This is a genomic window from Flavobacterium jumunjinense, from assembly GCF_021650975.2.
GTDB classification, from domain to species: domain Bacteria; phylum Bacteroidota; class Bacteroidia; order Flavobacteriales; family Flavobacteriaceae; genus Flavobacterium; species Flavobacterium jumunjinense.
Genome location: NZ_CP091285.1, coordinates 95,089 through 122,033, shown reverse-complemented (window position 1 = coordinate 122,033; position 26,945 = coordinate 95,089). Strand labels below are relative to the sequence as shown.

22 protein-coding genes are annotated in these 26,945 nt (G+C 30.0%); 11 read left to right on the top strand and 11 right to left on the bottom strand.

Going from position 1 to position 26,945, the window contains the following annotated elements; translation table 11 throughout:
* Window positions 1-20: 20 nt before the first annotated feature.
* Window positions 21-2,240, top strand: a complete 2,220-nt coding sequence (locus tag L2Z92_RS00495; RefSeq protein ID WP_236456901.1) for an ATP-binding response regulator — start codon at window positions 21-23, stop codon at window positions 2,238-2,240.
* A gap of 2 nt (window positions 2,241-2,242) precedes the next feature.
* Here the strand turns inward: L2Z92_RS00495 and L2Z92_RS00490 are convergent, their stop codons facing one another.
* The 5 genes from L2Z92_RS00490 to L2Z92_RS00470 form a co-directional block, all read right to left on the bottom strand.
* Window positions 2,243-2,632 (bottom strand): DUF2721 domain-containing protein, encoded by a 390-nt coding sequence (locus L2Z92_RS00490; protein ID WP_236456900.1) that lies wholly within the window; start codon window positions 2,630-2,632, stop codon window positions 2,243-2,245.
* Between the two features lie 137 nt (window positions 2,633-2,769).
* Window positions 2,770-3,603: a hypothetical protein gene (locus L2Z92_RS00485; RefSeq protein WP_236456899.1), complete on the bottom strand. Its 834-nt coding sequence runs from the start codon at window positions 3,601-3,603 to the stop codon at window positions 2,770-2,772.
* Between the two features lie 81 nt (window positions 3,604-3,684).
* Entirely contained in the window at window positions 3,685-4,230 is a 546-nt protein-coding gene (locus L2Z92_RS00480) for a GNAT family N-acetyltransferase (RefSeq protein WP_236456898.1), read from the bottom strand.
* Window position 4,231: 1 nt separating this feature from the next.
* The gene (locus L2Z92_RS00475) at window positions 4,232-5,158 is read right to left on the bottom strand and encodes a TolB-like translocation protein (RefSeq protein ID WP_236456897.1); all 927 of its coding nucleotides are present in this window, start codon (window positions 5,156-5,158) and stop codon (window positions 4,232-4,234) included.
* Window positions 5,159-5,164: 6 nt separating this feature from the next.
* Complete coding sequence (locus tag L2Z92_RS00470; RefSeq protein ID WP_236456896.1) at window positions 5,165-5,986, bottom strand: alpha/beta hydrolase; 822 nt, start codon at window positions 5,984-5,986, stop codon at window positions 5,165-5,167.
* Window positions 5,987-6,088: 102 nt separating this feature from the next.
* Between L2Z92_RS00470 and L2Z92_RS00465 the strand changes: the two genes are divergently transcribed.
* From L2Z92_RS00465 to L2Z92_RS00445, 5 genes are all read left to right on the top strand, one after another.
* Window positions 6,089-8,206, top strand: coding sequence for a TonB-dependent receptor domain-containing protein (locus tag L2Z92_RS00465; protein ID WP_379677309.1), 2,118 nt, complete (start codon window positions 6,089-6,091; stop codon window positions 8,204-8,206).
* A gap of 183 nt (window positions 8,207-8,389) precedes the next feature.
* Window positions 8,390-10,234, top strand: a complete 1,845-nt coding sequence (locus L2Z92_RS00460) for a PLP-dependent aminotransferase family protein (protein WP_236456895.1) — start codon at window positions 8,390-8,392, stop codon at window positions 10,232-10,234.
* Window positions 10,235-10,746: 512 nt separating this feature from the next.
* Window positions 10,747-11,277, top strand: coding sequence for a hypothetical protein (locus L2Z92_RS00455; protein WP_236456894.1), 531 nt, complete (start codon window positions 10,747-10,749; stop codon window positions 11,275-11,277).
* Window positions 11,278-11,422: 145 nt separating this feature from the next.
* Entirely contained in the window at window positions 11,423-11,956 is a 534-nt protein-coding gene (locus L2Z92_RS00450) for a hypothetical protein (protein ID WP_236456893.1), read from the top strand.
* 561 nt (window positions 11,957-12,517) lie between these two features.
* Window positions 12,518-14,281 carry an APC family permease gene (locus L2Z92_RS00445; protein ID WP_236456892.1) on the top strand — a complete coding sequence of 588 codons (1,764 nt, stop codon included), beginning with the start codon at window positions 12,518-12,520 and terminating at the stop codon, window positions 14,279-14,281.
* Window positions 14,282-14,477: 196 nt separating this feature from the next.
* On the opposite strand, the gene L2Z92_RS00440 is transcribed toward L2Z92_RS00445, so the two are convergent.
* The 5 genes from L2Z92_RS00440 to htpG form a co-directional block, all read right to left on the bottom strand.
* Window positions 14,478-15,326 carry an MFS transporter gene (locus L2Z92_RS00440; protein ID WP_236456891.1) on the bottom strand — a complete coding sequence of 283 codons (849 nt, stop codon included), beginning with the start codon at window positions 15,324-15,326 and terminating at the stop codon, window positions 14,478-14,480.
* A gap of 461 nt (window positions 15,327-15,787) precedes the next feature.
* The gene (locus L2Z92_RS00435; protein ID WP_236456890.1) at window positions 15,788-16,651 is read right to left on the bottom strand and encodes a M12 family metallopeptidase; all 864 of its coding nucleotides are present in this window, start codon (window positions 16,649-16,651) and stop codon (window positions 15,788-15,790) included.
* Window positions 16,652-16,839: 188 nt separating this feature from the next.
* Complete coding sequence (locus tag L2Z92_RS00430; RefSeq protein WP_236456889.1) at window positions 16,840-17,703, bottom strand: M12 family metallopeptidase; 864 nt, start codon at window positions 17,701-17,703, stop codon at window positions 16,840-16,842.
* A gap of 158 nt (window positions 17,704-17,861) precedes the next feature.
* Window positions 17,862-18,311, bottom strand: a complete 450-nt coding sequence (locus L2Z92_RS00425; RefSeq protein ID WP_236456888.1) for a hypothetical protein — start codon at window positions 18,309-18,311, stop codon at window positions 17,862-17,864.
* A gap of 103 nt (window positions 18,312-18,414) precedes the next feature.
* Window positions 18,415-20,316, bottom strand: coding sequence for a molecular chaperone HtpG (gene htpG / locus L2Z92_RS00420; protein WP_236456887.1), 1,902 nt, complete (start codon window positions 20,314-20,316; stop codon window positions 18,415-18,417).
* Between the two features lie 180 nt (window positions 20,317-20,496).
* On the opposite strand from htpG, the gene L2Z92_RS00415 reads away from it, so the two are divergent.
* The 3 genes from L2Z92_RS00415 to L2Z92_RS00405 all read left to right on the top strand — a co-directional run bounded on the left by L2Z92_RS00415 (window position 20,497) and on the right by L2Z92_RS00405 (window position 22,766).
* Window positions 20,497-20,967: a lipocalin family protein gene (locus tag L2Z92_RS00415; protein ID WP_236456886.1), complete on the top strand. Its 471-nt coding sequence runs from the start codon at window positions 20,497-20,499 to the stop codon at window positions 20,965-20,967.
* Window positions 20,968-21,002: 35 nt separating this feature from the next.
* Complete coding sequence (locus tag L2Z92_RS00410) at window positions 21,003-21,698, top strand: OmpA family protein (protein ID WP_236456885.1); 696 nt, start codon at window positions 21,003-21,005, stop codon at window positions 21,696-21,698.
* Between the two features lie 138 nt (window positions 21,699-21,836).
* Window positions 21,837-22,766, top strand: coding sequence for an ABC transporter ATP-binding protein (locus L2Z92_RS00405; RefSeq protein WP_236456884.1), 930 nt, complete (start codon window positions 21,837-21,839; stop codon window positions 22,764-22,766).
* Window positions 22,767-22,805: 39 nt separating this feature from the next.
* On the opposite strand, the gene L2Z92_RS00400 is transcribed toward L2Z92_RS00405, so the two are convergent.
* The gene (locus tag L2Z92_RS00400) at window positions 22,806-25,217 is read right to left on the bottom strand and encodes a S9 family peptidase (protein WP_236456883.1); all 2,412 of its coding nucleotides are present in this window, start codon (window positions 25,215-25,217) and stop codon (window positions 22,806-22,808) included.
* Between the two features lie 186 nt (window positions 25,218-25,403).
* On the opposite strand from L2Z92_RS00400, the gene L2Z92_RS00395 reads away from it, so the two are divergent.
* Both L2Z92_RS00395 and L2Z92_RS00390 read left to right on the top strand, forming a co-directional pair.
* Entirely contained in the window at window positions 25,404-26,411 is a 1,008-nt protein-coding gene (locus L2Z92_RS00395) for a 3-oxoacyl-ACP synthase III family protein (protein WP_236456882.1), read from the top strand.
* A gap of 7 nt (window positions 26,412-26,418) precedes the next feature.
* Window positions 26,419-26,940 (top strand): DUF4348 domain-containing protein, encoded by a 522-nt coding sequence (locus L2Z92_RS00390; protein ID WP_236456881.1) that lies wholly within the window; start codon window positions 26,419-26,421, stop codon window positions 26,938-26,940.
* Window positions 26,941-26,945 lie beyond the last annotated feature (5 nt).

The window sequence follows — 26,945 nt, the reverse complement described above, 5'->3', positions numbered from 1 at the left end:
ATTGTCCCAAATTTACATAAATGTTAAACCTAACCAATGGTAGCAAAAAAGAAAAAGAGATTCTTTTATTGCTAGAAGAAGCCCATCGTATTAGAATTAACAACCTTTCTAAAAGCATAATTTTAACCAATGAAGCTTTGGGGAGTAGTATTGCTATTAACAATAAATCACTAGAAGCTAAGAGTTACAGTCAATTGGCTTTGTATTATATGGTTGTTGGAGAAATGGAAAAAGCTACTTTTTTTTCTAAGGAAGCGTTGCAGATTTTTACAGACCTTAATGATGAAAAAGGTATTGCAGATGCTAAATATAGTTTAGCAGGTGTTTATTATAAAACCAACTTATACCATCTCGGTTTAGTTGCCTTTATAGATGCTTTAAAAATTTATCAAAAGCACGACGATTTTTATAATCAATCTAGAACAGAAAAATCGTTAGGTACAATTTATGGCTATATTGGCGATCAAAATAATGCATTGAAATCTTATAAAAATGCAGTAAGAAATGCTAAAAGAGTAAAAGACCTCAATCTGGAATCGAATGTCTATAACAATATATCGGGCATTTTGGCAAAGAACGGAAAGTTGAAATTTGCCATGGACTTTATAAATAAATCGATAAGCTTAAAAGAAAAAACAGACGATATTAGAGGGATGGCCTATGCTTTATATGGAAAAGCTAAAGTCTTTTTTTATTTAGGAGTGTTTGACAAAGCTGAAGCGTATTATTTTAAAGCTTTAGATATTCATAAGGAAATGGGAGAAACTACAGGTCTGGCCATGACCTATACTAAGCTAGGTGAAATGTATTTTGAAATGAAAAAACTAAATCTTGCTTTAGAATATGCATTGTTAGGTTTGGAAATTGCTGATAATTTGAAGTTAGCAATGTCTACAATAAAACTGAATAAACTAACCTATTTAATTTACAAAGCACTAGGAGAATTCAATTTAGCTCTAGAGTTTTTAGAACGCTATCAAAAAGAAAAAGAAGCTGTAATTAATGCTCAAACTTTAAAAGTTATTGAGAATTATGAGATGATTTCTAGGATGGAAGTACTTAAAAATGAATCGAAACTTAATAAAGAAAAGCAATTAATTTTAGAAAAGAATAATTTAGATGAGATTAATGCAGTAAGAATGCGACAAGAGTTTCTTTCAATAATGAGTCACGAAATTAGAACTCCTCTAAACGCTATTACATCTATAGTTGCTTTGCTTGAAGATGAAATAACGAAAGAAGGTGGAAAGTTATTAGAAAGTCTTCAGTTTGCTTCATCTAACCTTATTAAAATTGTAAACGATGTCTTAGATTTTACAAAGCTAGATTCACAGAAATCTAAATTAGAAAAGTCACCAGTAAATCTTTCAGAATTGGTTCAAAAAGTGGTGAATGTTTACGAAAAACAAGCACAAGATAAAGGTTTAAAATTGAAATTAAATTTTGATGTTAAAGGGAAATATCCGTATTTATTAGATGAAACTAAAATTACTCAAATTTTAAATAACCTTATTAGTAATGCTATAAAATTTACAGAAAGAGGATCGGTTGAAGTTTCTGTGATATTGTTAAAGATTAAAAGTAATTACGATAAGATTTTATTTGAAGTTAAAGACACAGGGGAAGGAATCTCTAAAAAAGACAAAAACGAAATATTTGAAAGCTTTTCTCAAATTAAGCCAATTTTAACAAGAAGTCAAGGAGGAACAGGACTTGGTTTAGCTATTGTGAAAAAAATTGTGGAACTACACGAAAGTAAGATTAAGATAAAAAGTGCAATTGGTAAAGGTTCTACTTTCTATTTTACACTAAAAATGAATCGAGTATTAGCAAGTAATCTTGTGTTGAAAGAAACAGGAAAAGAAATAGATTTAAGTGGAAAAAAAGTCCTAATAGTTGAAGATACATTGATAAATGCAGCCTTGTTAACAAAGATTCTTTCAAAATGGAATATGGTTTCTGAACATGTAGTTAATGGAAAACAAGCGCTTAAAGTTGTTGGAGAACAATTATTTGATTTCATTTTAATGGATATTCATATGCCAGAAATGAATGGCTTTGAAGTAACGCGACTTATAAAAACGACAAAAAACTTAAACAACGAAACACCAATATTAGCTTTAACTGCCGATACAATGCTAACTGCTGACAATTATGAAGTGAGTTGTTTTAGTGGATTTTTATGGAAACCTTTTGAAATTGAAAAATTGAAACAAGCTTTACAAGCTGTTGCGCTCTGAAGCTAATCTTTTAAGTCACTCAAATGCAATCGTAATGCTTTAACCGAAATACTAATTTCCCAAAAAGACAGACCTAAAGAGATTAGTAAACAAAGTAACGATAACCCAAAAAGGTATATTCCTATTGAGGTATAACCGATGAAGAGTAGAAGCATTGCAAAAACAGAGAGAAATAGACACATTACTCCGAACAATTGCATGTATCGAATAAGTGTTAGTCTAAGGTTTAAATTTTTTATTTCTAATAGGATAGTTTTATTTTCTTCTTCTTCATACGTTTTCTTTAAGCTTCTAATAATTTGAGCAATAGTTAAAAAACGATTTGTATAGGCAAGTAAAATTAAGGAAGTAGCAGAAAAGAGTAGTGCAGGAGTTTCTATAGAAAGATTCATAAACTTTTTTGTTTTCAAATTTACGAACTTTTTGTTTCTTACGTTTTATGAGTTTATAAAAGAAACGTAATAAATAGAAAAACATCCTTTTTATGTGAATAAAAGGATGTTTTGTTTAATCAGTAACTTCTATTTTTTTAAAGGGAAACATTGTATATAGCACCATTCGAATGTGTATATGTTGCTTGATTATCGCAAGTAGTATCACCATAATCTAAAATTCCATCTAAAAATGTACCTTGTAAGTTCAATTGTCCTTGTGAAATGTAGTTACAAGCATATTTTTTAATTAACGGTGTAACAATAGTAACTGTTAATGAAGTTCCATTTGGTCTGTTTACTGTATGGTTTCCAGAAAGTACTTCATAAATATTGTCTCCTAAAGTTAATGTGTTAACACCAGCAGTTTGTTGAACAGTTCTTGTTCCAGAAAATGTAAAAATTGCACCAGTTAAAGTTGTTAATTGTCCATTACTAACTGTTCTTGTCCATTTTGGAACTTGAGGATTCGAAGTAATGTTCTCATAAACAACTGTTCCTTCAATTTTTCTTCCATTTACATAATAATTAGAACGCTCAATTGTCATTACGCAACCAGAATTAGCTAAATAATTAGTCAATGTAATTGTTATAATACCAGAACGATTAATTCCGTTACTTAAACATCCAGCTCCAAAATCTACTGTAAAAACTTTAGGAAAAACTCCAGGAGTTGCATCATCTACAGTTACAGTTGCACATTGCGGAAAGTATTTTTCAGTAGAACCTGTCTTACTAGAGTAACTGTTATTTTCTGCACTAACATCTAATCCTGTACTAAAGTCTAATTCGTTTGAAAAGTCAATTTGTGCATTTGCACTTAATAAATCTTGATCAACAGCGACTTCTTCTACTGTTTCTTTCTCACATGAAAGGAAAAAGAAACTTGAAACAGCTAAGCCTAAAATAAAAAAACGATTTAAATTTTTCATATTAAAAATTTTTAGTTCATATCTATTAGATGCAGAAAAACTAAAAAGGTTTAGTGAAAAAGTTAATTTTTTTAACATATTTTATGTTTTAGCTGTGAAATAACTATTTTGGAGATTAAATTTCTTTTCTTTTTTAATTTCATATATAGGATTTCCAACAACTCCTGTAGTAGAAACAACATGTCCAATAATTTCGCCTCCTAATTTTTCCATTGCTTTTAGCGATCTGAAATTTGTTTTTCCAACATGAAAATGGATAACGTCAACAAATTGAAAAGCATAATTCATCATCAATTCTTTTAATGCTCGATTGTAGTTTGTTCCCCAATAAGATCTAGCAATAAAAGTATATCCAATAACAAGCTGTTTTTTTTCGGAATCATATTCATAATATCGAGAAGAACCAATTATAGAATTACTTTTATTATCTATAATTACAAAAGCTCCTTTAGATGCTAATGCAATTGCGAAGAATTCTTTGAAAACAGATTTCTGATAACGATCATTATTTGGATGTTGTTCCCAAATAAGTTTATCAGAAGCAACATTGTAAAGAGCATCAAAATCAGTTTCGACTAAAGGTCTTAGTGTGATTAAATGGTTTGTTAAAGTTGGTTGTAAATTCATTTTATAGCGAAATGTTGTATTTATAAATTCTACTAAATCCATTTTCATTCTTGTTTATCTCTTTTTGAAATTCATCAAAAGAGTTGAATTGTTTATTTGTAACAGTATTTCTTTTACTAGTAAAATAAAGTATTTTGTTTTTAGAATCGTAGAAAGGACAATAATCCATCATGGATGAGTTTATTTCATTACCTAAATTCTTAGCTTTTTCCCATTCATTATTTTCATTTCGATAGCTAATATACATATCTCCACTTCCAAAACCATCTTCTCGTTTGTAACAAGTATAGATTAAAAAAGTCTCATTTGGAGCAATAAAAGCATTGAATTCATAACCATCACTATTAATAGTTACCCCTAAGTTTTCGGGTTTCGAATAACTGTTATTATTCCATTTGCAAACGAAAATATCATCTTTCCCTAAGGATTGATTGTTTTCAGAAGTGAAATATAAATTTCCATTGTCTGCAATAGATGGATAAAACTCATCTTTGTCCGAATTGACGTTGTTTCCTAATCGTATTGGTTTTGACCAATCTGATTTTTTGTTTTTTCGTTCAGCATACCAAATGTCATAATCTTTACTTTCAGAAATGGAATCATTTAATGGTTGGTTTGAGGCATAATATAAGCGTAACCCATCGGATGATAAAAAAGGCTCAATATCGCGATGCGCACTTGAAAATGATGCTAATTTAACGTTGCTCCATTTGTTTTTTTCTTTAGTTACGTAGGCTATTTTAGAAACTTGTTCGTCTGAACTTTGAATTGTGAAATAAATTTCTTTTTCATCTTTAGATATAGCAATGTCTCTAACGTTTTGATAAGCGCTTAAAAAATTATAAGCAGTAGTAGGTTTTATTTTTTCTTGACTGAAACTGATTAAAACTGAAAATATAAAACTGAATAGGAATAGTCTTCGTGTCATAATTTTTTATTTTGGTTCTTTATATGGAAATTCTAATAAAAAAGCATGATACAAACTGTTATGCAAAATTGTAGCATGATTTTCTTTTGGAAAAAAATGAAAATCTGTAGTTATTGCTTTTGGGAATTTCTTTAATGTTGCGGCCAAAGCTTTAGCATCTTTAATCATTACTTTGTGTTCTTCTCCAACTGCTACATAAACATATACTCTCTTTTTAATTTTTTCTAAATATTTAGAAGCTTCGTTTAATAATGATTGATCGTCCCACCATAAACTCGGACTGATTATAATGTAGTTAGTGAATAATTCTGGTTTTTTAAACAAAATTTCGGTGGCTAATAATCCTCCTAATGATTGTCCTAGTAAATATTTTTTATCAGATACTTTGTAATTTTTAATGATGTAGGGTTGTAATTCTTTTTCAATGAAAGAAATGAATTTTTCTGATCCACCAGTAGTTGGGTAATCTTTCTTTAAGTCTTCAATTTCAGTAGGGAAAGTAAGATCATGTTTTCTGTCAATGTTTGCAATACCAACAACAATTGTTTTTGGCATATTCAATTGTAAATTTAAAAACTGAACCAAACCACAAACGTGTATAAAATCCTCATTAGAAGAACCGTCTAAAAGATAGATTACAGGATAAGGAATAGAGTCATTCTTCTCATAACCTTCTGGTAAATAAATATTAATTAATCTTTCCTGAGCAAGTATTTCAGAAGTTAGAGAAACAGTTTCTCCAATTGTGAAAGGTTTTTTCGTGTTTTGACCAAAGACGGATAATGATAATAAAAATAGAATTAGTAATGAATAGAATTTGTTTTTCATTTTGTTGTTGAAATTGTTAGACTCAAATATAAACAATAATTCTATGTTAAGGATGTAACTATTTTTACAAATTAGCAACTAACAAACAAACTGAAAGTAACTGTGAAGAAATTAATTGTGTTGTTTGTTATCTTTTTTCAAGGAATAAATGTTGTGTTTGCACAACAAACTGAAACGAAAGAGAAAGAAAAGGAAGTAGACCTAAATGAGGTAGTACTTGTAAAAAAGAAAAAAGCTATTGAGCAAAAACCAGATAGAACCATATTTGATTTCGAATCGCAGGCCCATTTAAATTCGGGTTCTGTTTTAGAAGGTCTGAAGAAGTTACCAGGTTTAATCGTTTCTGATGTTGCAGGAATGATGTATCAAGGAAAACAATTAGACGTGTTTTTAGACGGAAGACCTTTGAATATTTCATCTAACGATTTGAATGCTTTTTTAGAAGGTATGCCAGCAAATAGTATTGAAAAAGTCGAGATTATCACACAACCAGGAGCAGAATTTCCAGCAACTTCTGGTGGAGCTATTATAAATGTTATTACTAGTAGAAGAGCAAAAAGCTATTTGAGCGCAACCTATTCTTCGGGAGCTAATTTTACAAATTATGATAAATTTAGAGCGCGTTTTAACAATAGTTTGATGTTGAGTTCTAAAAATAAATATTTTGGTTGGCAATTAAATGTTGGTCAAAACTATAGAGAAAGCGCGCTATGGTCTACTGTTACCAATAGAGTAAATAATACAAATACTATTTTATCAGATACAGAAGCAGACAGAATTGGTAGAAGTACTTTTGCAAAATCGGCAATGACAATCGATTTTAAAAGAGATAGATTATTGTTTAATTATGATGTGAATTACAATAATAATGATTCCTATGTGTTGGGTTCTGGTTTAGGTTTTCAAACGAACGATTTTAGTAAGAACAAAAACATTCGTCAAGATGCAGTAGCAACCTATCAGAAACGATTTGATGCAATCGACAAGAAGTTAGATTTTAAGTTTAATTTTATTAGAAATAATAACGATTTTAATTTAGATTCTAGATTCATGAATGTGAATGTATTAGATAATTCATCGGTGCAAGATTATTTTAATTTTAAAGCCGATTACTCAGAAGAAATAAAAATTCTAGATGAAGGGAAAATTAGTGTAGGTACTTTGTATGATAACTTATCGTTTGAAACAAAACAAGACGGTACTACAAACTTAGATTATACGAGAAGAACAGCAGCAACCTATTTAGAATTCCAATCTTCCTATAAGAGTTTCGATTTCATTCTTGGAGGAAGAGCTGAAGATTATTCTATAAAAGGAAAAACAGATACGAACGATTTAACACCTTTCAATCAATTCCGTTTTTTTCCAAATGCAAGTGTTCAATATAATTTTGCTCCACAAATTTATTTCAATGTAAATTACAATAAGAAAATAAATTTACCAAGTACATCGTCATTGAATCCGAATAATACCAATTATCAAAATCCTAATGTTAACTATTCAGGAAATCCACAATTGCAACCTACTATTTTTGATAACTTCGGAATGAAAATTAGTGCCTTCGATTATGCTTTTATTGGCTATAGTATTAGTAGTGCTAAAAATCAAGTAATAAATAGAGTGTTAGAAAATAGTAATGTGGTTTCTAATACATCTATAAATGTTCCTGAACTAAAAATACATAACTTTAATGTTGGTTTACCAATACCTTATATGTTGTTTACAAAAGGACTAAAAGAAACAATGAAGTTTGATTTTAATCCAGATAAAATAAACTTTCTATATGCATATGCAGGTTATCAAATTCATCAAATACCAGATTTAGACACAAAAGGGTTTTGGATTTTTAATCTAATGTCTCAAATAGTATTACCAAAAGATATTAAATTTATTACGAATTATAATTATAGCACAACAAAAGGGAATTACTATTATTTTGTAGCAGAAGAATCATTTAGTCATAGTCTAGATGTTACACTTTCTAAGAAATTCTTAAATGATAAATTGTCCATTTCTATTAATTTTGATGATATATTGAATACAAATAAACAAGGATTTGGTTCATCGGGAACAGATTTGTTACTTCAAAGCAAATCAGACACAAGAAGGTTTGGCTTTACTTTGAACTATAAAATTCCAACCAAGAATAAACTTGCCAAAGAAGATCCAAACATGTTGAATAAGAATAAAAAAGAGGAAAGTGATCCTGTTTTGAATTAGTTTTTTGTGTTTTGAATATAATTTAAAATGAGATTTCTATTTATCAATTATGATATTAAATCTGAACGAATAGTAAACTAATGATATACATTCAGCAGTTGTTATAATCCCACAAAACGTCTTGTAACGCTTTTAAAATAAATCTAATTAATGTATCTTGCGGTCTATCTAAAGGAGAAAATAATGGAAGACAATAAAGTGTTAAAATATATTAAAGATGTATTAGAAAATAGACCAAATGACTGGTTAAGTATAACAACACATCGACTAGATATTTATGATGAAAAATTAGCGAAAACTCAATTCGTAGAAGCGTTTGATAATTTGTTTAAAAACAATAACTCCAGTACATCTGCATTAAGTGAATTACCTACTGCTTATGATTATATTCGATTAGGTCATCCTTTATCTTGTGTACTAGAATGGGGAATTGCGAACCTACTTCATATAAAACCAGAAAATGTAATCAGTTTTTCATCTAAAACGATTCCTATTTTGGCAATTTTAAGAAAAAATCTATTCGAAAATAAGAATACACAAATCGTTTATACAGGTCAATTGTCTGATTGTTTTGATGCTGAGGTGTTAAAATTGGTTTATGGTTATAAGTTCGAATTAAAGAAAGTTGAAAAAGCTGATGATGTAGAGAAATTTAATGGTAGTACTGTTTTTGTTTCAGAACAAGAAGATATCTCTGCAGTAAGTTTTAATGCAATGATTGACTTTTTTATCACTATTCATCCTCAATTTGGAAGTGTTTTGTTAGTAAATGGAGAACAAAACGAAAGTTATGTTTCAGAAATTCAACATGTACGAAGAAGAGAAACCATTGCAATGACACCTGCAAATTGTCTCACTGCTTTAAACTTACTAGTTGATGCCACTTTTATTGAGCCGAATAAAAACAATGTAGCAGTTAACAAAAAGGAAGTGCTACATTCAATTGAAACCATTACTAATGCGCCAACAAAGGCATTAGTTGGATCTAGTGGGCTGTCAATTCAATATGCAATTATGATGGGGTTAATTCACCATGCACAAGAAAATCATAAAGGAAAAGCAATTAAGTTTGTTGTTCCTCCCAACTGTTATGGTGGAACAAACGACCAAGCAAGACGTGTAGCTGCTTGTTTAGAGAATGTAGAAGTGGTAGACTTACCAGTAGATGGTGGTAATGATATGGTGAAAAGCATTGATGTAGTTTTGGCTAAAATTGCTAAAGAAGATGCAATTCCTTACATCATAGCTGAAATTCCAACCAATCCAAGAGTTGAAGTGCCAGATTTGATACAATTAAAAAATGTTTTAAGTCAAGAACGTAAAACAGCAAAAGGAGAAATAGCAATTGATCCTGTTTTTATTTTAGATCAAACATTTTGTCCTAATGTACACTTTTTAGGCGAAGAAGATATACTTTCAACCGTTAGAACTATTTCATTTGCAAGCGGATCTAAATTTCCAAGTGGTGGGCAATGTACTGCTGGTTACTGTGTCGGAAATAAAAAAACAGAAGCTTTGATGGAAAAAATTGAAAAGCATCTACTACTTTGCGATAATGAAGCGACTATTCTTCAATATGAAATATTAGCAAAACAATTACCATCAATGAATCAAAGAATTATTGATGCTTATAAAAACACACGTGAGTTTGTGAACTTTATTCATGAAGTATTACCAACGGCAAAAATCAATTTTGTTTCAGAAGCATTGGCAGAAGAAGGATTTACACCTTCCGTTTTTTCGTTAGATCTTCCAACAAAAGGAAATACAGACGAAGAAAGAGAAACCTATAAAAGAGCATTAAATCTTAAGTTAATCAACCTAATGATTACTGAAATTCCAAATGAAAGTAAATATTGCGTGAGTTACGGACAGTTGAAAGGATGTTACTGGACAATTCCTGCTACTTCTACACAAGGAACTACAAAAGAAGGAGATAAAGATTATATTGCTCGTGTCGCACTTTCTGCAAATATGGATTTAGAGCGTCACAAAAAGGTGTTTTTAGATTTTGTAGCAGCTATTTAAATATATTAGGAGGTGAAAGCCTCCTAAATTTTTACTACTAGCCTAAGTTCTATTATTAATTACTCAGTAGTTGTTTGTTTTTAATTTCATTTATTCAAAAATTCAACATAATATTAAAATTAGAATGAGAAATATATTTACGGTTTTGTTTTTTTTTCTCTTTTGGATGTTTCTTTTCTCAAAAGACTATTGTTTTTAATCAATATGATTGTCTTGATGATTCATGTGAGAAAAAACTAAAGCAGCAATTTACTTTTAATAAAAATGGAGATAATATAGAACACATAGTTTTTGGAAAATATAAAAATGATGACACAATACAAGTAAGGTTTGTTTCAAGATTAGAGTATAAACATTCAAAGATTTTGAAGAGGACGCATTATAAAGAACAATATTTTTTAAATAGTTATAATTATTCATACAAAAGAGGTCGGCTAGATAATGTCTATTGCCATGATGGAACATCTATAAGGTACTTTTATGACCCTAAAGGAAATGTTAAATCTGATATAATGACAAATGGATTAGATACCTTACGAGTTATAACTTATAGTTATAGAAATAATGAACTGTATGAAATATTTAGGCATACTAATGAAATAGATAATGAAAGAATTATTTTTTCTAAATCGAATGATACTATTATTGAAACTAGTATACGCCACGATTCTATTTATATGAATGAGCCTCGTGTAGATATAATTAAAAAGAAATATAATAAATATGGTTTAGCCTATTCTTTAGCTTTTAACAAGGAAGAGGAATCAACAGTAGAGAGTTTTATAACTTATGATTCTATAGGGAATATTAGTGAAATCGAGTATGTTTATGTTGAAGAAAAAATAGAGAGTAAGGAAAAATATGAAATTAATTACCGCAATGGATTCGTTAACAGAATAGAAAAGTTTGAATTAATAAATAAAATTTGGCAACAAGAAGATTTGATTATTTATAAATTAGAAATGACTAATAAAAGGGCTAATGAAAAAATTAAAAGTAAAATTAATTTTTACTTTATTAAGAAGGAAATGGGAATTTTATGATAAATGTTTTAGTAAACTTGAAATTTTTATAAACTTAGAGGTTGCTTTCTTTTTGTTTAAATCTTCAAAATTTGAGAAAGAAGATGTCATTGTATAAGGTTATTCAGTATTTGTTAAAAAGAGTCGCTTAATTAAAGGTTTCAAAATGAAGAAAATTGCTTTTTTACTGTTTCTATTTGTTCTAAGTAATCATTTCGTTTTCGCATGTAAATGTGATAGGACTGATGATATTAAAGAAGATTATTTGTTAACAGATGTAATAGTTCATGCTAAAGTAATTAAAAAAGAGTTTGTAACTTTTTCAAGTACTTTGAATAAAAACGGATTAAAAAAGATAACATCTAAGTATGATTCGGATAAAGACAGATTGGAATATTTGGAAAAAGATTGGGTTATTAAAATAGAAATGCAGATACTTTATGCTTATAAAGGGAAAAAACTTTCAAAAAATATTACGGTCTATACTAGCCGACTTTCTGCATCTTGTGGTTATCTAGGTTTTGAAATTGGGAAAGAATATCAAGTTTATTTGTCTAATCAATGTTATTTTTATCCTGTTTTTGATAAAGCGAATCTAAAACCTGAAAATAATAAAGGATATTGGACTAATAGATGTACGAGAACAAAAGAGTTTAGTGTTGAAGAAGATGATAAACTTAGAGCGTTAATAAATAAATAACAAAGTACCATTGCAGGTATCTAATAGCGTAGTTTTAAATAATCGAAAATTTGATTTAATTGAATCTACAGTAAATGAGAGTTTTGAATAATCTAGTTTCTTAGTGCCATTTTCATAACAAAAATACTCAAGAATAAGTCAAAAGTGCTTTTTTAGCTGTCAGAAGACTTAAAAACGGACTTAGAAGGTATTATTCCATTTTCCGCAAACAATTTTCAAGATTTAGAAGTATGTGTGTAGTTGTTAGAAGCTATTATGAAGCGTTCAGAAGACCATTTTCAGTTGTCCGTAGACCATTTTCAGCTGTCCGAAGCTCATAAGTAGGCATGAAATAACCAAAACAGACTTGTTTTGTAGGCTTCTAACGGATTGATTTACTGTTTTTAATAGTGATTTTTGAAGACTTAATCATACGAACACTAATTAATAGAAAGTGGATTAAATCGGGTGTTTTTTTGGTTCGATTTTTTTATCGTCGTCGAATATATATACTACTGTTTTTTATACTTATTCATTTAAAAATCAGTAAATTTGATGTGCATTAAAAATAAAAATAAATAAATGAATGCTCCTCATAAAAAATTAAATCAATTAGCATCAACTGCTATTTGTGGTAATGATATTAGTTCTTCTGTATTATATGTTTCAGCTTTAGCTATTGCTTTTGCAGGACAATATGCTTGGATAACGTTACTAATTGTTTCTCTCGTATTATTTCTTTTTCGAAAAATATATGGTGAAGTGGTTGGTGCATTACCTTTAAATGGAGGTGCGTATAATGCACTTTTAAATACAACAAGTAAAGGAACGGCTTCCTTAGCTGCTACTTTAACTTTATTATCCTATATGGCAACTGCTGTTATTTCTGCCAATGAAGGAATACATTATTTGCATCATTTGATTCCTGTTTTACCAGTAATTCCAGTAACGATTGCACTTTTATGTGTTTTTGCTTTATTAGCAATAATTGGAATAACCGAATCAGCGAAAGTAGCTATTGGAATTTTTGTTTTTCATTTAGTTTCATTAGTTGTTTTGAGTGTGTTCATTATTTATTTTTTACTTCTTAATGGTGTTGGGACTTTTTTTGAAAATTGGCATTTCCCTACCACTGGAGGAAGTATATCATCGGCTATTTTTTTAGGTTTTGCCGCTTCAATGTTGGGTGTTTCTGGTTTTGAAAGTTCTGCTAATTTTGTTGAAGAACAAGAAAGTGGTGTTTTTCCAAAGACTTTACGCAACATGTGGTACATTGTAAGTATTGTTAATCCTTTAATGGCTGTTTTTGCATTGGCTTTATTTGCTATTCCAGTTCTGCAAAGTGAAGCCTATCAAAACACGTTATTAATTCAAATGGGTGAACATGTTGGTGGGTATTGGATTGCGTCATTAATTGCTATCGATGCCTTTTTAGTGTTAAGCGGTGCTGTTTTAACGAGCTTTGTAGGTGTTACAGGTTTATTAGAACGGATGACTTTGGACAGAATTTTACCTCCATTTTTCTTGAAGAAAAACAAAAAAGGGAGTTCTTATAGAATCGTAATCATGTTTTTGCTACTTTCTGTTTCCGTATTATTGATTACAAATGGAGACGTGCGTTTATTAGCGGGTGTTTATACGATCTCATTTTTATCAGTAATGGCTTTGTTTGGTATTGGAAATATTTTATTAAAAATAAAAAGAAATAGTTTGCCAAGACCTGAAAAAGCATCATGGATTGCTGTTATTATAGCTATTTTTGCAGTTATAGTTGCTTTGATTGGTAATGTTGTTATGCCACCAAAACCAGATTTACCAAGTAATTTAGAAGTTTTCTCTTATTATTTTGTGCCTACAATTCTATTTATTGCGGTAATGCTAAATCGAACGATATTATTAAAAGTAGTTTTAAAAATATTAGATGCTTTTTTTGATCCTATTCGAAAGTTTTCTGTAGTTATTGATAGGAAAATAAAACAAATTTTAAATAAGATAAACCAACAAGAATTTGTGTTCTTTACTAAAGGTGATAATATTGCTACCTTAAACAAGGTAATGCTCTATATTGAGCGTAATGAGCATACTAAAAAAATTAAGATTGTTACTGTTTTGGAAAAAGGAAAATTAGGACCGCCAAACTTAGAACAAGAAATTGATTTCTTAGATAGAGAATATCCAGAAATCGATATCGAACTAATCATTTTAGAAGGAACGTTTACTCCAAAGTTAATTCAAGAGCTTTCAGTAAAATGGAATATACCTGTCAACTTTATGTTTATTGGTTCACCTACAGAAAAATTTCCATATAAAATTGAACAATTGGGAGGCGTACGATTAATTATTTAATTTTGTATAAGTAATTTACCTATTAAAAATCTCAAGTTTGCACTTGAGATTTTTTTATTGATTAAGATAAGTATGGTAACTATCTAAGCGTTTTTTAAATTATTTTCTGAATAATTGGAACTGACAGTATTTTTAGATTGTTTGAAATAGTAAACTTTTAAAATAAAGACTCAACTTCTGCCACTTTTCGAAAGCTTTATAATTGCTCATTTTTTCTTTTTTTAATGAAAATATTTATGATGGAAATACATAAAAGGAGTGTAATTATCACAGCACTCGTAAAACCAATTTTCAAATCGATGTCTTTTGGTATAGTTGAGTTGTTGCTCAGGTATTCATATGCTTTTGAAATAAAATAGGAAGGAAGGTAAATAATACTAAACACTATAGCTAAATAGTTAGGATTGGTATATTTTGTTATTAAAGCATTTACCGTCGGAGCTATTAATGCCTCGCCTAAACTAACGAGTATGAAGTTGATAAGTATTAAGTATATTTTACTTTCATTAGCTATTTCTGGCAAGTAAAAACACAGACCGATACCTATTGCTGTTAGAATAAAACCTAATGCTATTTTTATGATTTGTCTTACATAGACAAAATGCCACAAGAAAATTAATACAATACAGAGAGCAACAAGAATAACAGAACTGTAGCTGTAAGGGTTTATGAAGTTGGAGATGTCTCTATCTATTAAATGTTGTATTTCAGTTTGAAAATTAACTTGATTTAATTCATATATAAACCAAAAAGCACCCATTAGTATTGAAGAGACAATAATGATTAATGTGTTTTTTGCTAGTTGAAAAGTATTGTTTTTAAAATCAGATGTTTTTCTATCGGAAGTAACTAGCGAAAGAAAACCAGTTAAAAAAAAGAGTATTGAAGTTAGGGCTAAAGCATATTTAAAATTTATTTCTGATATATAGCTAAGGGTTAATATGCCTGTAAATGCTCCTAGATTTGTAAGGATATATAAAAAAGTAAAAGCACTGTCTATTTTGGATAGTTTGTTGGCGTATTCTTTACCAAAACTGGCTGTCAAATTTGCGGAATATAAACCACCACCAGTTAATATTAAAATAGCACCAATTAGTATTGAGTATAAAGAATCATTCCAGAAAAATAAGACACCACTTGCTTGAAGGAATGCACCAACTATAGTAGCTTTCCTATTTCCAATTGCTAAATCACCAATACATGCACCAATAAATTTGGAGAATAGAAGTGCTATCGAAAAAACACCTAAGTATTCAGATATTTTTCCACGTGTTAAGTCTAAAGTGAGATTTTCTAATAAGTGTAGAACAATTATAGCTCTAAAGCCGTAAAAGGCCGCTCTGTCAAAAAAATAAAGAAAAGCTATAGAGAAATGAGTTTTTAGTATAGGTAGCGTTTTGTCTTACTTTCATTGCTATTGTATTAATACTTTGTAAAGCTAAATAAAAAAAACCGTTTGACTAATTTAGTCAAACGGTTCTTCAATTATCTGTGTTTCTGTTTTTTTTAATATTTAGCATTTATAGCCGCTTTGTCTCCAGATGACAAATAAGAACGTTGCGCATTCCAAGTTGAACCATTCTTTTTAGTCATGGCAGGAATACTTGTGTTGTATACTACAGAACTACTTGCTCTTGCACCATATAACATAATCGAATTAAAATCGAAAGTTCCATTTGATGTACAGCCCGAACATTTGTCATATTGTGATCTCCAATTCGGTCTAATGTTAGAATAATTTACAGTAATATAAGTGTCTCTATCGGGTCTTTTTTGTTCGTGAATTAAACCAACTGCATGACCAATTTCGTGTATAACATTTCCTGTACTAAACGAATTTGGATCAACGCTAATAATTTGTTGTCCACCTTTTCTTCCAATGCTTGTGCTGTAAGCAGAACCATCGCTGTTTTGTTGTACTAAAATGTAGTCTCCAGAAGTGGTAGTAATTTGAGTAAAGGTAAAGCCTAATTCGTTTTTCCAAGTGTTTGTTGCAGAAGCCCATTTGTCTTTTAAACTTTGAGATACACCACTAGCGAATTTCCATCGAACAGTTCGGTTAGGCCATGTGCCACCATCATAAACCCCTTTGTTTGTTGCTACTTCATCAGGAAGTAAAAAGTCATTTCTTTCTAATACAACATCTCCATCATATAGGTATTTGTTGTTTTCAATTTCTAGAAGTTGCACAATTTTTCCTTGATAGACCGCGTCAATTAAATCTCCAGTAGATTTAGCATTGTAGATTTCATCTGTAATAGAACTTTGTTCTTGTGATGAATCATTGTTTTCTTCGTTACTTTCACACGAAGCAAAGCCTAAAGCGAAAATCGCTAAAAGTGCGAATTTTCCAAAATTGATTTTTTTCATAAAATATAGTTCTATGTTTGATTATTACAAACATATAATTATATTTAACAATTTAGTTACATTAAAATAGCGTATTTTGTTAAATTTTTACAGGTTATTTTTTTGAAGAAATTAGACTAGGATTGAATCATAAAAAAACCGCTTAAAAATTAATTTAAGCGGTTAATATAGATGTGTTTCTACGTTATTTAATATTTAGCATTTATTGCTGCCTTGTCTCCAGATGACAAATAAGAACGTTGCGCATTCCAAGTTGAACCATTCTTTTTAGTCATGGCAGGAATACTTGTGTTGTATACTACAGAACTACTTGCTCTTGCACCATATAACATAATCGAATTAAAATCGAAAGTTCCATTTGATGTACAACCCGAACATTTGTCATATTGTGATCTCCAATTCGGTCTAATGTTTGAATAATTTACGTTAATATAAGAGTCTCTGTCTCTTCTTTTTTGTTCATGGATTAATCCGACAGCATGTCCAATTTCATGAATCATACTTCCTGTGCTAAAATATCTTGGATCCATGCTAATGACTTGTTGTCCACCTCTTCTTCCAATACTAGTGCTATATGCAGAACCGTTACTGTTTTGTTGCACTAAAATATAATCTCCAGAATTGCTTGAAGTTTGTATAAAAGTAAATCCAAGTTGACTTCTCCAAGTGTTAGTTGCGGAAACCCATTTGTCTTTTAAACTTTGAGAGACTCCACTTGCATATTTCCATCTTACTGTTCGGTTTGGCCACGTTCCTCCACCGTATACGCCTTTGTCGGTTGCTACTTCTCCTGGAAGTAAAAAGTCGCTTCTTTCTAATACAACATCACCATCAAACAAATATTTACCGTTTTCTATTTCTAGAAGTTGAATAGTGTTTCCTTGATAAACAGCGTTAATTAAATCCCCTGTTGTTTTTGTGTTGTAAATTTCATCAGTAAGCGTACTTAGTTCTTGTGATGAATCATTGTTTTCTTCGTTTTTTTCACACGAAGTTAGCCCTAAAGTGAAAACTGCTACTAAAGCAAATTTTCCGAAATTGATTTTTTTCATAATTATAGTTAATTGTTTGTTGCTTACAAACTTATAATTATATTTTACAATTTCTTTACATTAAATTTACCTTTTTTGTTAAATTTTGAATTATTGTATATTTTTTAAATTTTTTCAGTCAGTTTTTTGCATTAAATGCATTAAAAAGCCTTCTCTGTTTAAGGTTTTAAAATGTCGAAAATTTCAAACTTTTTTTTGTATTCTAATTTGATGTAAGATGCGGTATTGTTCTTAATCACATCGATGTTACTATTGGTAATATCAAATGAAATATCAGTAATCCATCGATTGGAAACATTAGAAAAATTAGACTCAATTTCTCGTGTATCCGAATTTAGTTGTAATGAGATTGTTTCATTATTCATGAAGTTTAAAATACAACCATTAAAATTTTTCATATTATTAGCACCAATAACAGTAATGTTCATATACTCATAGCCTGCTAATTCTTGAAAACTAATCCAAATTCCACCATTATTTTTAGAACTTGCAATTTTTGTTCCTTCTGTAGTGTTTATTTTTTCTTCAGTATATGTGTCGATATGGTTTGATTCCGAAGTATCAATACCTCCTAATTTTGTAGTGATAGTTTTAAATATATTTAACATTCTTAGTTTTTTTTTCAAGTTTAAAATTCAAAAATATAAAAAAAACCTGCAAATTTTCACTTGCAGGTTTATGCCTATTCTCTTTTTTCTATTTTCTTTCTTCTTAGCGAAGCGTTTCAAAACTACGTTTCACAAAAGAAGTTAAATCTTCTCCTTTTAGTAAACCTTGAGATAATTTCGCTAAATCTAGGGCTTGTTTGATTAAAGCTTTTTTAGTGTCTTCGTTTTCTGTACTTAAAATTGAAGTAGCTAAATCAGAATTTGTATTAACGACTAAGTTATACATTTCCGGCATATTACCCATTCCGAACATTCCACCACCACCAGATTGGCTCATTTCTTTCATTCTTCTCATGAACTCTGGTTGTGTAATCATGAACGGTGTTAGTTTGCTATCCATTGCTTCCAATTGAACAGTATATGTTTCTTTTGGAACAATTGTTTCTAAAACAACTTTTAATTTCTCTTTTTCTTCATCAGAAAGTTTAGAAATTTGTGTTTCTTCTTTTGTAATTAATTTGTCTAAATGATCGGCATCAACACGTGCAAAAGTTACGTTTTCGTTGTCTGCTTCTAATTTTTGAATTAAATGCGATACAATTGGAGAATCTAATAAAAGAACTTCATAACCTCTTTCTTTAGCAATGTCTATATAACTGTGTTGCGCATCTTTGTTTGAAGCATAAAGAATAACCAATTTACCGTCTTTATCAGTTTGATTAGCTGCTAATGTTTCTTTTAATTCCGCAAGCGTAAAGAATTTTCCATCAGTTGTTGGATACAACATGAAATCTCCAGCTTTTTCATAGAATTTATCTTCAGAAAGCATTCCATACTCTAAAACAATCTTAATGTCATTCCATTTCTTTTCAAACTCTTCACGACTTTCGTTGAATAAAGATTTTAATTTGTCAGAAACTTTACGTGTAATATAGTTAGCAATTTTCTTAACATTTCCATCAGCTTGTAAGTAAGAACGAGATACATTTAGAGGAATGTCTGGAGAATCAATAACACCTTTAAGCATTGTTAAGAATTCAGGAACGATTCCTTCTACATTATCTGTTACATATACCTGATTTTGATATAATTGAATTTTGTCTTTTTGAATTTGTAAATCGGCTCCTAATTTTGGAAAATATAAAATACCTGTCAGGTTGAAAGGGTAATCTACATTTAAATGAATGTTGAATAACGGTTCTTCAAACTGCATAGGATACAATTCTCTATAGAAACTCTTATAATCCTCATCTTTTAATTCGGACGGTTGTTTTGTCCAAGCTGGATTAGGATTATTAATGATGTTGTCTACTTCAACTTCTGTAAAAACGTCATCTTTGTTTTCGCTTTCTACAAACTCTCCTTTTTTCTGTTCAATTTTTTCTTTGCGTGTTCCAAATTTAATTGGAATAGGCATGAATTTATTATATTTAGATAATAAACCATTGATTTTACTCTCTTCTAAAAAGTCTAAAGAGTCTTCAGCAATATGAAGGATTATCTCTGTTCCACGATCTGTTTTGTCGTGAGGAACTAATGTGAATTCTGGACTACCATCACACGTCCAATGTGCAGCTGGTTCGTCTTTGAAAGATTTTGTAATAAGTTCTACTTTAGAAGCTACCATGAATGCAGAGTAGAAACCTAATCCGAAATGACCAATTACACCTGAATCTTTGGCAGAGTCTTTGTATTTTTCTAAAAATTCTTCAGCACCAGAAAAAGCAATTTGATTGATGTATTTTTCCACCTCTTCAGATGTCATTCCTAGACCTTGATCAATAATGTGAATCTTCTTGTTTTCTTTGTCTATTTTAACTTCAATCTTTGGATCTCCATAAGCTACATTTGCTTCACCAATGCTGGTTAAGTGTTTTAATTTTAAGGTAGCATCGGTTGCATTAGAAATTAATTCACGAAGGAAAATTTCGTGATCACTATATAAAAACTTTTTAATTAAAGGGAAGATGTTTTCTACTGATACATTAATTTTTCCACTTGACATATTATATAACTATTTTAAGATTAAACATTTTAAAACCTTAGTTCAAAAGAAGTACCAATGTTTGAAAACTGACAAATTGACGTTTTTTTGTTATTCTTTAAATTATATAAAATTTTCGTTTTTTTATGAAACAAAATGAATTAAATATCAATTAACTTTGCAGTATAAAAACACATAATTATGAAGAAAATTGTTTTGTTGTTTGTAGCATTAGTTTTAATTATTGCTTGCAAATCTCAGTCTGTTACAGGGACAAAGTTAGACATGAAAAAAGAAGTTGCTATAAAAGGAGATTGGGTTATAGCTTCTGTAAATTATCCAGGTTCTCAATTTATTAAAGTTACTTCTTTTAATATTGAAGATTCTAAATGTTTTGTTGGGAGTGAATGGAGTTTTGTTTCGAATAATAATAAAGGAGAAATGAGATTGACTAAAGAGAAATGTAGTGGTTATAACACGCCAATTACTTGGTATATAAATAAGGAAGAAAAATTTGTAGTTAAGTTCTTAGAAGGAGTGAAAGCGAAGAAGATGGACGCAGGTTATGTTCTGAATATTGATAATATAACAGAAAACTCTTTTCAACTGGTAGATTATGTAAATGTTGAAGGAAAAAGCACAAAAGTTGTATATCAATTCAATAGAAGATAATAACGATTTAAAATAACAACAAAAATAATTCAATCATGAAAAATTCAATTGTAAAAATAGTACTGGTTTCTTTTTTATTAGGAATCACATTAAATAGTTGTAAAGCAGTAAAGAACTCGAACAAAACGCAAAGAGGAGCAGCAATTGGTGCTGTTGGAGGAGCACTTATTGGTGGTATCTTAGGAAATAATTTAGGTAAAGGAGGTAACGGAGCATTAGGGGCTGTTATTGGTGGTGTTGTTGGTGGTGTTGCTGGTGGAGTTATCGGTAATAAAATGGACAAACAAGCAAGAGAAATTAGAGAGGCATTACCAGGAGCAGAAGTTGAAAGAGTTGGAGAAGGTATAAAGTTAGTTTTAGGAGAGAACTCAGTGAATTTCGATTTTAATAAGGCATCTTTAACAGCAAAAGCAAAACAGAATTTAGATAAATTAGTTCCTGTGTTTAAAGAGTATCCAGATACAAATATTAAAATATACGGATATACGGATAGTAAAGGAGCAGATGAATATAATTTAAACTTATCAAATCAGAGAGCGGCTGCTGTAAAAACATATTTAGCAAGTAAAGGATTGGTTAATGCTCGTTTTGTTACTGTTGGAATGGGTGAAGTAGAACCAATTGCAGATAATGAAACGGAAGCAGGAAGAAGTAAAAACAGGCGTGTAGAATTTGCAATTGTTGCAAATGAAAAAATGATTCAAGACGCTCAAAAAGAAGCAGGAAAATAATCGATAATATATTATAGAGAAAAAGACTGCTTACAAAAGCAGTCTTTTTTTATTGTTTTTAGAATAGATTATTTATATTGTCGCTTGTAAATAGAGATTCAATTGTTTTGTAAATTTGTTTAAATTTAAATCAAAAAAATGCTTACAGTTTCCAATAGTAATTTTTCATATAAAGATAAGTCAACCTTAAAAGATATTAATTTTAAGTTGGAAAAAGGGACTAATTTAGCCTTAATAGGGGAAAGTGGTTGTGGGAAAAGTACCCTTTTAAAAATAATTTATGGGTTGTATGATTTGGACGAAGGTGAGATCTTTTGGAATGATCAGCAAGTTTTAGGTCCTAAACATCATTTGGTTCCAGGAATGCCTTTCATGAAGTATTTAGCTCAAGATTTTGATTTGATGCCTTTTATTACCGTAGCTGAAAATGTAGGGAAATATTTGTCTAACTTTTATCCAGAAGAGAAACAAGAACGTATAATAGAATTGTTAGAAGTTGTCGAAATGACAGATTTTGCGAATGAGAAAGTGAAATATTTGAGTGGTGGGCAAATGCAACGTGTTGCTTTAGCTAAAGTTTTGGCTTTAGAACCAGAGTTGTTGTTGTTAGACGAGCCTTTTAGTCATATCGATAATTTTTTAAAAAACAGTTTACGACGAAAAATATTCAAATATTTAAAAGAAAAAGAAATAACATGTATTGTAGCAACCCACGATGCTAATGATATATTGTCATTTAGTGATGAGGTTTTGGTGTTACGAAACGGAACAATTATAGATGTAGGAGAAACTAGAGAAATATATTCTTATCCAGGTTCTTTTTATGTTGCTTCATTGTTTGGAGAAGTAAATGAAATTAAATGGGAAGATAATGTGCTTTATGTGTATCCGCATCAATTGGAAGTTTCTGAAAATTCAACTTTTGAAGTAGTAGTGAAAGAAACCTATTTTAGAGGTAATAATTATTTAGTTGAAGCAATTTTTAATAATCAAATTGTGTTTTTTGAAAGTAGATATGATATTCCAGTACAACGTATTGTTGGACTTCAAATAAAAATAGACTTGTAAAATATACAAGTCTATTTTTTTATACAGATTTATCTGGAATTAATTCTTTAAATGTTTTTCTAAGAATTGATCTTGTTCCCATAATAAATGTAGAATGTTCTCTTCGGCCACATAACCATGGCTTTCTTTTGGAAGAAGTACCATTCTAACAGGAGCTCCTAAGCCTTTTAAAGCTTGAAAATAACGCTCTGTTTGCAGTGTAAATGTTCCAGGATTATTGTCTGCTTCACCATGAACCAAAAGTAATGGTGTTTTCATTTTTGAAGCATTCATAAAAGGAGACATAGTGTTGTATATTTCAGGAACATCCCAATAATTTCTTTGCTCACTTTGGAAACCGAAAGGTGTTAAAGTTCTATTGTAAGCACCACTTCTTGCAATTCCACAGGCAAATAAGTTAGAGTGTGTTAATAAATTAGCAGTCATAAAAGCGCCATATGAATGACCTCCAACGGCTACTTTACTTCTGTTAATATAGCCTAAGTTGTCTACAGCATCTATAGCTGCTTTTGCATTGGCAACCAATTGAGGAATAAAAGTATCATTTGGTTCTGTTGTACCTTCTCCAATAATAGGGAAAGATGCATCATCTAATACAGCATAACCTCTCGTTACCCAATATACAAACGAACCATAATAAGGAAATGTAAATTCATTAGGGTTTTGAGTTGTTTGTCCAGCACTATTTTTGTCTTTAAATTCTTCTGGATATGCCCAAATTAATAAAGGAAGCTTTTTGTCTTTTTTAGTTTTGTCATAATCAGCAGGAAGGTATAAAGTTCCAGACAATGTTACTCCATCATTTCTTTTATAGGTAATCACTTCTTTATAAACATTATTCAAGCTTTCAAAAGGATTTTTAAAGGCAGTAATTGGAGTGATTTTTTTATTTTTTAAGTTTCTAAAATAATAATTAGGGTACTCATTTTTAGATTGAAGACGAATTAAAACATCTCCTTTTTTTAAATCTTCAATAGAAAGTAAATCCTCTTTTTTATCTGTTAATTTAGATTCATATAGACGTTTTGTTTTTAATGTCTTTAAACTAAATTCATCTATAAAAGGAAACTGACCATCTTTAGTAAAACCATCACCCAATAGATACATTTTGTCTTTTTCAATGGCTAAAACATAACTTCCAAAATCGTTTTTCTTTGTTTCAAAATTTCCAGGATCGCTATATTTATCTTGGTAGTTTCTATCCCAAATTAATTGCGGAGTAGCACCTTCAATAGAAGGGTTAATAAAATAGGTTTTACTATTTCGAGTATCGTACCAATAATCGCTTAGAATTGCTGTGGTTTCATTTCCCCATTGAATACCTGCAAAACGTTGTTTTGTTTTTACTAATGATGTAGGATATTTTGTAAAAGGAGCCTCCCAAAGGAAAACTTCATCTCTAAAATCAACTTCATTAGCTGGATCTCCTTCATCTAAAGCTTCTACAAAATATAAAGTTGCAGGAGTATCTCTTCTCCAAGACATATTTCTTTTTCCTTTTCTTGCAGACATAAAACCTTTTGGCATAATCTCGTTTAAAGGAACTTCATTAACGGTTTTAATAGTTTTTCCAGTTGCATCATATATAATAGTGGTTTGAGGGAAACGATTCAATGGAACAATGTATGAAAATGGTTTTTCAATAGTTGTAATCATGATATAATTTCCATCAGGAGAAAAAGACTCATTTGAATATAAAGCAGCTGATTTGAAAAGTTTTTTCGTACCAGACAAATTAACAGTATATAGTTCAGATGTAACTAACGATTCGAAATTAGCTTCATCTGTTTTGTTTTTTAATAAGTCTTGATACGTTCTGTTTTGAGATACTTTGCCTTCGCTTTCTGAAACAGTTGGACCTGTTGGAATGTCTTTTTTCGCATCTATTAATGTAGGTCTGTTACTAGGAAGTGTTCTAATTAATAACGTCTGACTATCTTTAAACCAACTTGTAGGATTTCCCATGTTTCCATTTAAATTGTCTTCCGTTATTTTTTTAGCACTCGCATTTGCTACATCTAAAATCCATAATTCTAAACCTTTACTTGTAGTGTGTGTAAATGAAATATGCTTTTCATCTGGAGACCAAGAAAGATTCGCGATTTTTGGATTTTTTGGTAAACCACTCACTTGTGCTTCTTCGGTTTCTTTAATTTTTCTAATTTTTAAATTATTCAAATAAGTAATAGTACTTGAAATATTAGTAATGGGATTAATGCGAAGTCCGCCCAGACGCATTTCTTCTTGATTTAAGTCATCAAGATTTTTATAAGTGTTTCTGTAGCTTAAGAGCATGTACTCTTTTTTCGTGTCCATAGAAACACTTGGAGCTCTTTCGTAATCGGCTAAGTCTAAAATTTCTTTAGGTGGTTTTTGATACCCTAAATTTTCTTGTGCGTTTAAGTGCATATTCAATAGAAGTATACCTAAACAAATGAATATTTTTTTCATTGATGGTGTTTGTTAAAAAATTTTGCTACCAAAAATATCGATTTAAAAATGTTAATTTCTGTATATTTTGTTAAAATGTATGCTAAAAATGTTTAGTTTTGAGAGTAATGAAAATTAAGTGTTTTGCAATAGGTATAAAATGAGAATTTACTAAATTTGCCGACCTTAAAATATAAATATAGTAAAATGTATCATTCGAAAATAACAGGATTAGGATATTATGTTCCGGAAAACATTGTAACAAATGATGATTTATCAAAAGTAATGGATACAAATGATGAATGGATTCAGGAACGTACAGGAATAAAAGAAAGAAGACATGTCGTTAGAGGTGAAGATACTACAACGTCAATGGGTGTTAAAGCTGCTGAAATAGCAATTGAAAGAGCAAAGATTGATAAATCCGATATCGATTTTGTTGTTTTTGCTACCCTAAGTCCCGATTATTATTTTCCTGGTCCTGGAGTTTTAGTACAACGTGATTTAGGATTGAAAACTGTTGGAGCCTTAGATGTTCGTAATCAATGTTCAGGATTTGTATATGCCATTTCAGTAGCCGATCAGTATATTAAAACGGGAATGTATAAAAATATTTTAGTTATTGGTTCAGAACTACATTCAACTGGTTTAGATATGTCTACGCGTGGTCGTGGCGTTTCTGTAATTTTTGGAGATGGAGCTGGAGCAGCAATTTTAAGTAGAGAAGAAGACACAACAAAAGGGATTTTATCAACGCATTTGCATTCCGAAGGACAACATGCTGAAGAGTTATCATTAATTGCTCCAGGAATGGGGAAAAGATGGGTAACCGATATTATTGCAGATAACGATCCAGAAGATGAAAGTTATTATCCATATATGAATGGACAATTTGTGTTTAAAAATGCAGTAGTTCGTTTTAGTGAAGTTATAAATGAAGGCTTACAAGCCAATAATTTACAAGTATCAGATATTAATATGCTAGTGCCACACCAAGCGAATTTAAGAATCTCTCAATTCATTCAGCAGAAATTTAAGCTAACAGACGACCAAGTATATAATAATATTCAAAAATATGGAAACACAACTGCTGCTTCTATTCCTATTGCTTTAACAGAAGCTTGGGAACAAGGAAAAATTAAAGAAGGCGACTTAGTCGTTTTAGCTGCATTTGGAAGTGGATTCACTTGGGGAAGTGTTATTATTCGTTGGTAATTAAAATATGATAAAAAGTAAAAACCGAACTGTTTTGTCAAATTTGATAAAGCAGTTTCTTTTTGGAGTAAGTTGCATTCTTTGTTTTTTTTCAATGAGCTGCAAGAATGATAGTCAAAAAGAAGTAATAGAGGTAATTGAAGTAAAGAAAGATACTATTGAATTAGTAGATACTAAACAAGTTGTAGAAGCTGAAAGAATAGAAGAAGATTTTTTAGGTTTCCTAGAAAAATTTAGTAAGAATCATTTGTTTCAAGTAGAAAGAGTCAATTTTCCATTAGTCATTCAACATTTAGATACGAATGGAGATTTTGAATTAGTTGAATTAGAAATTAAAAAAGAAGACTATTCTTTTTTGAATTTTATGCAACCCGCTGAATATTTAGATTATAAACAAAATTTTGTAATTAATGATAATGAAGCAATCGTTGAAAATAGAGGTATTGGAAACGGAATAATGATTGATTACTACTTTAAAAAAGAACATGGAATTTGGAAATTGAAGACATGGATAGATAGGTCAACATAAAAAGA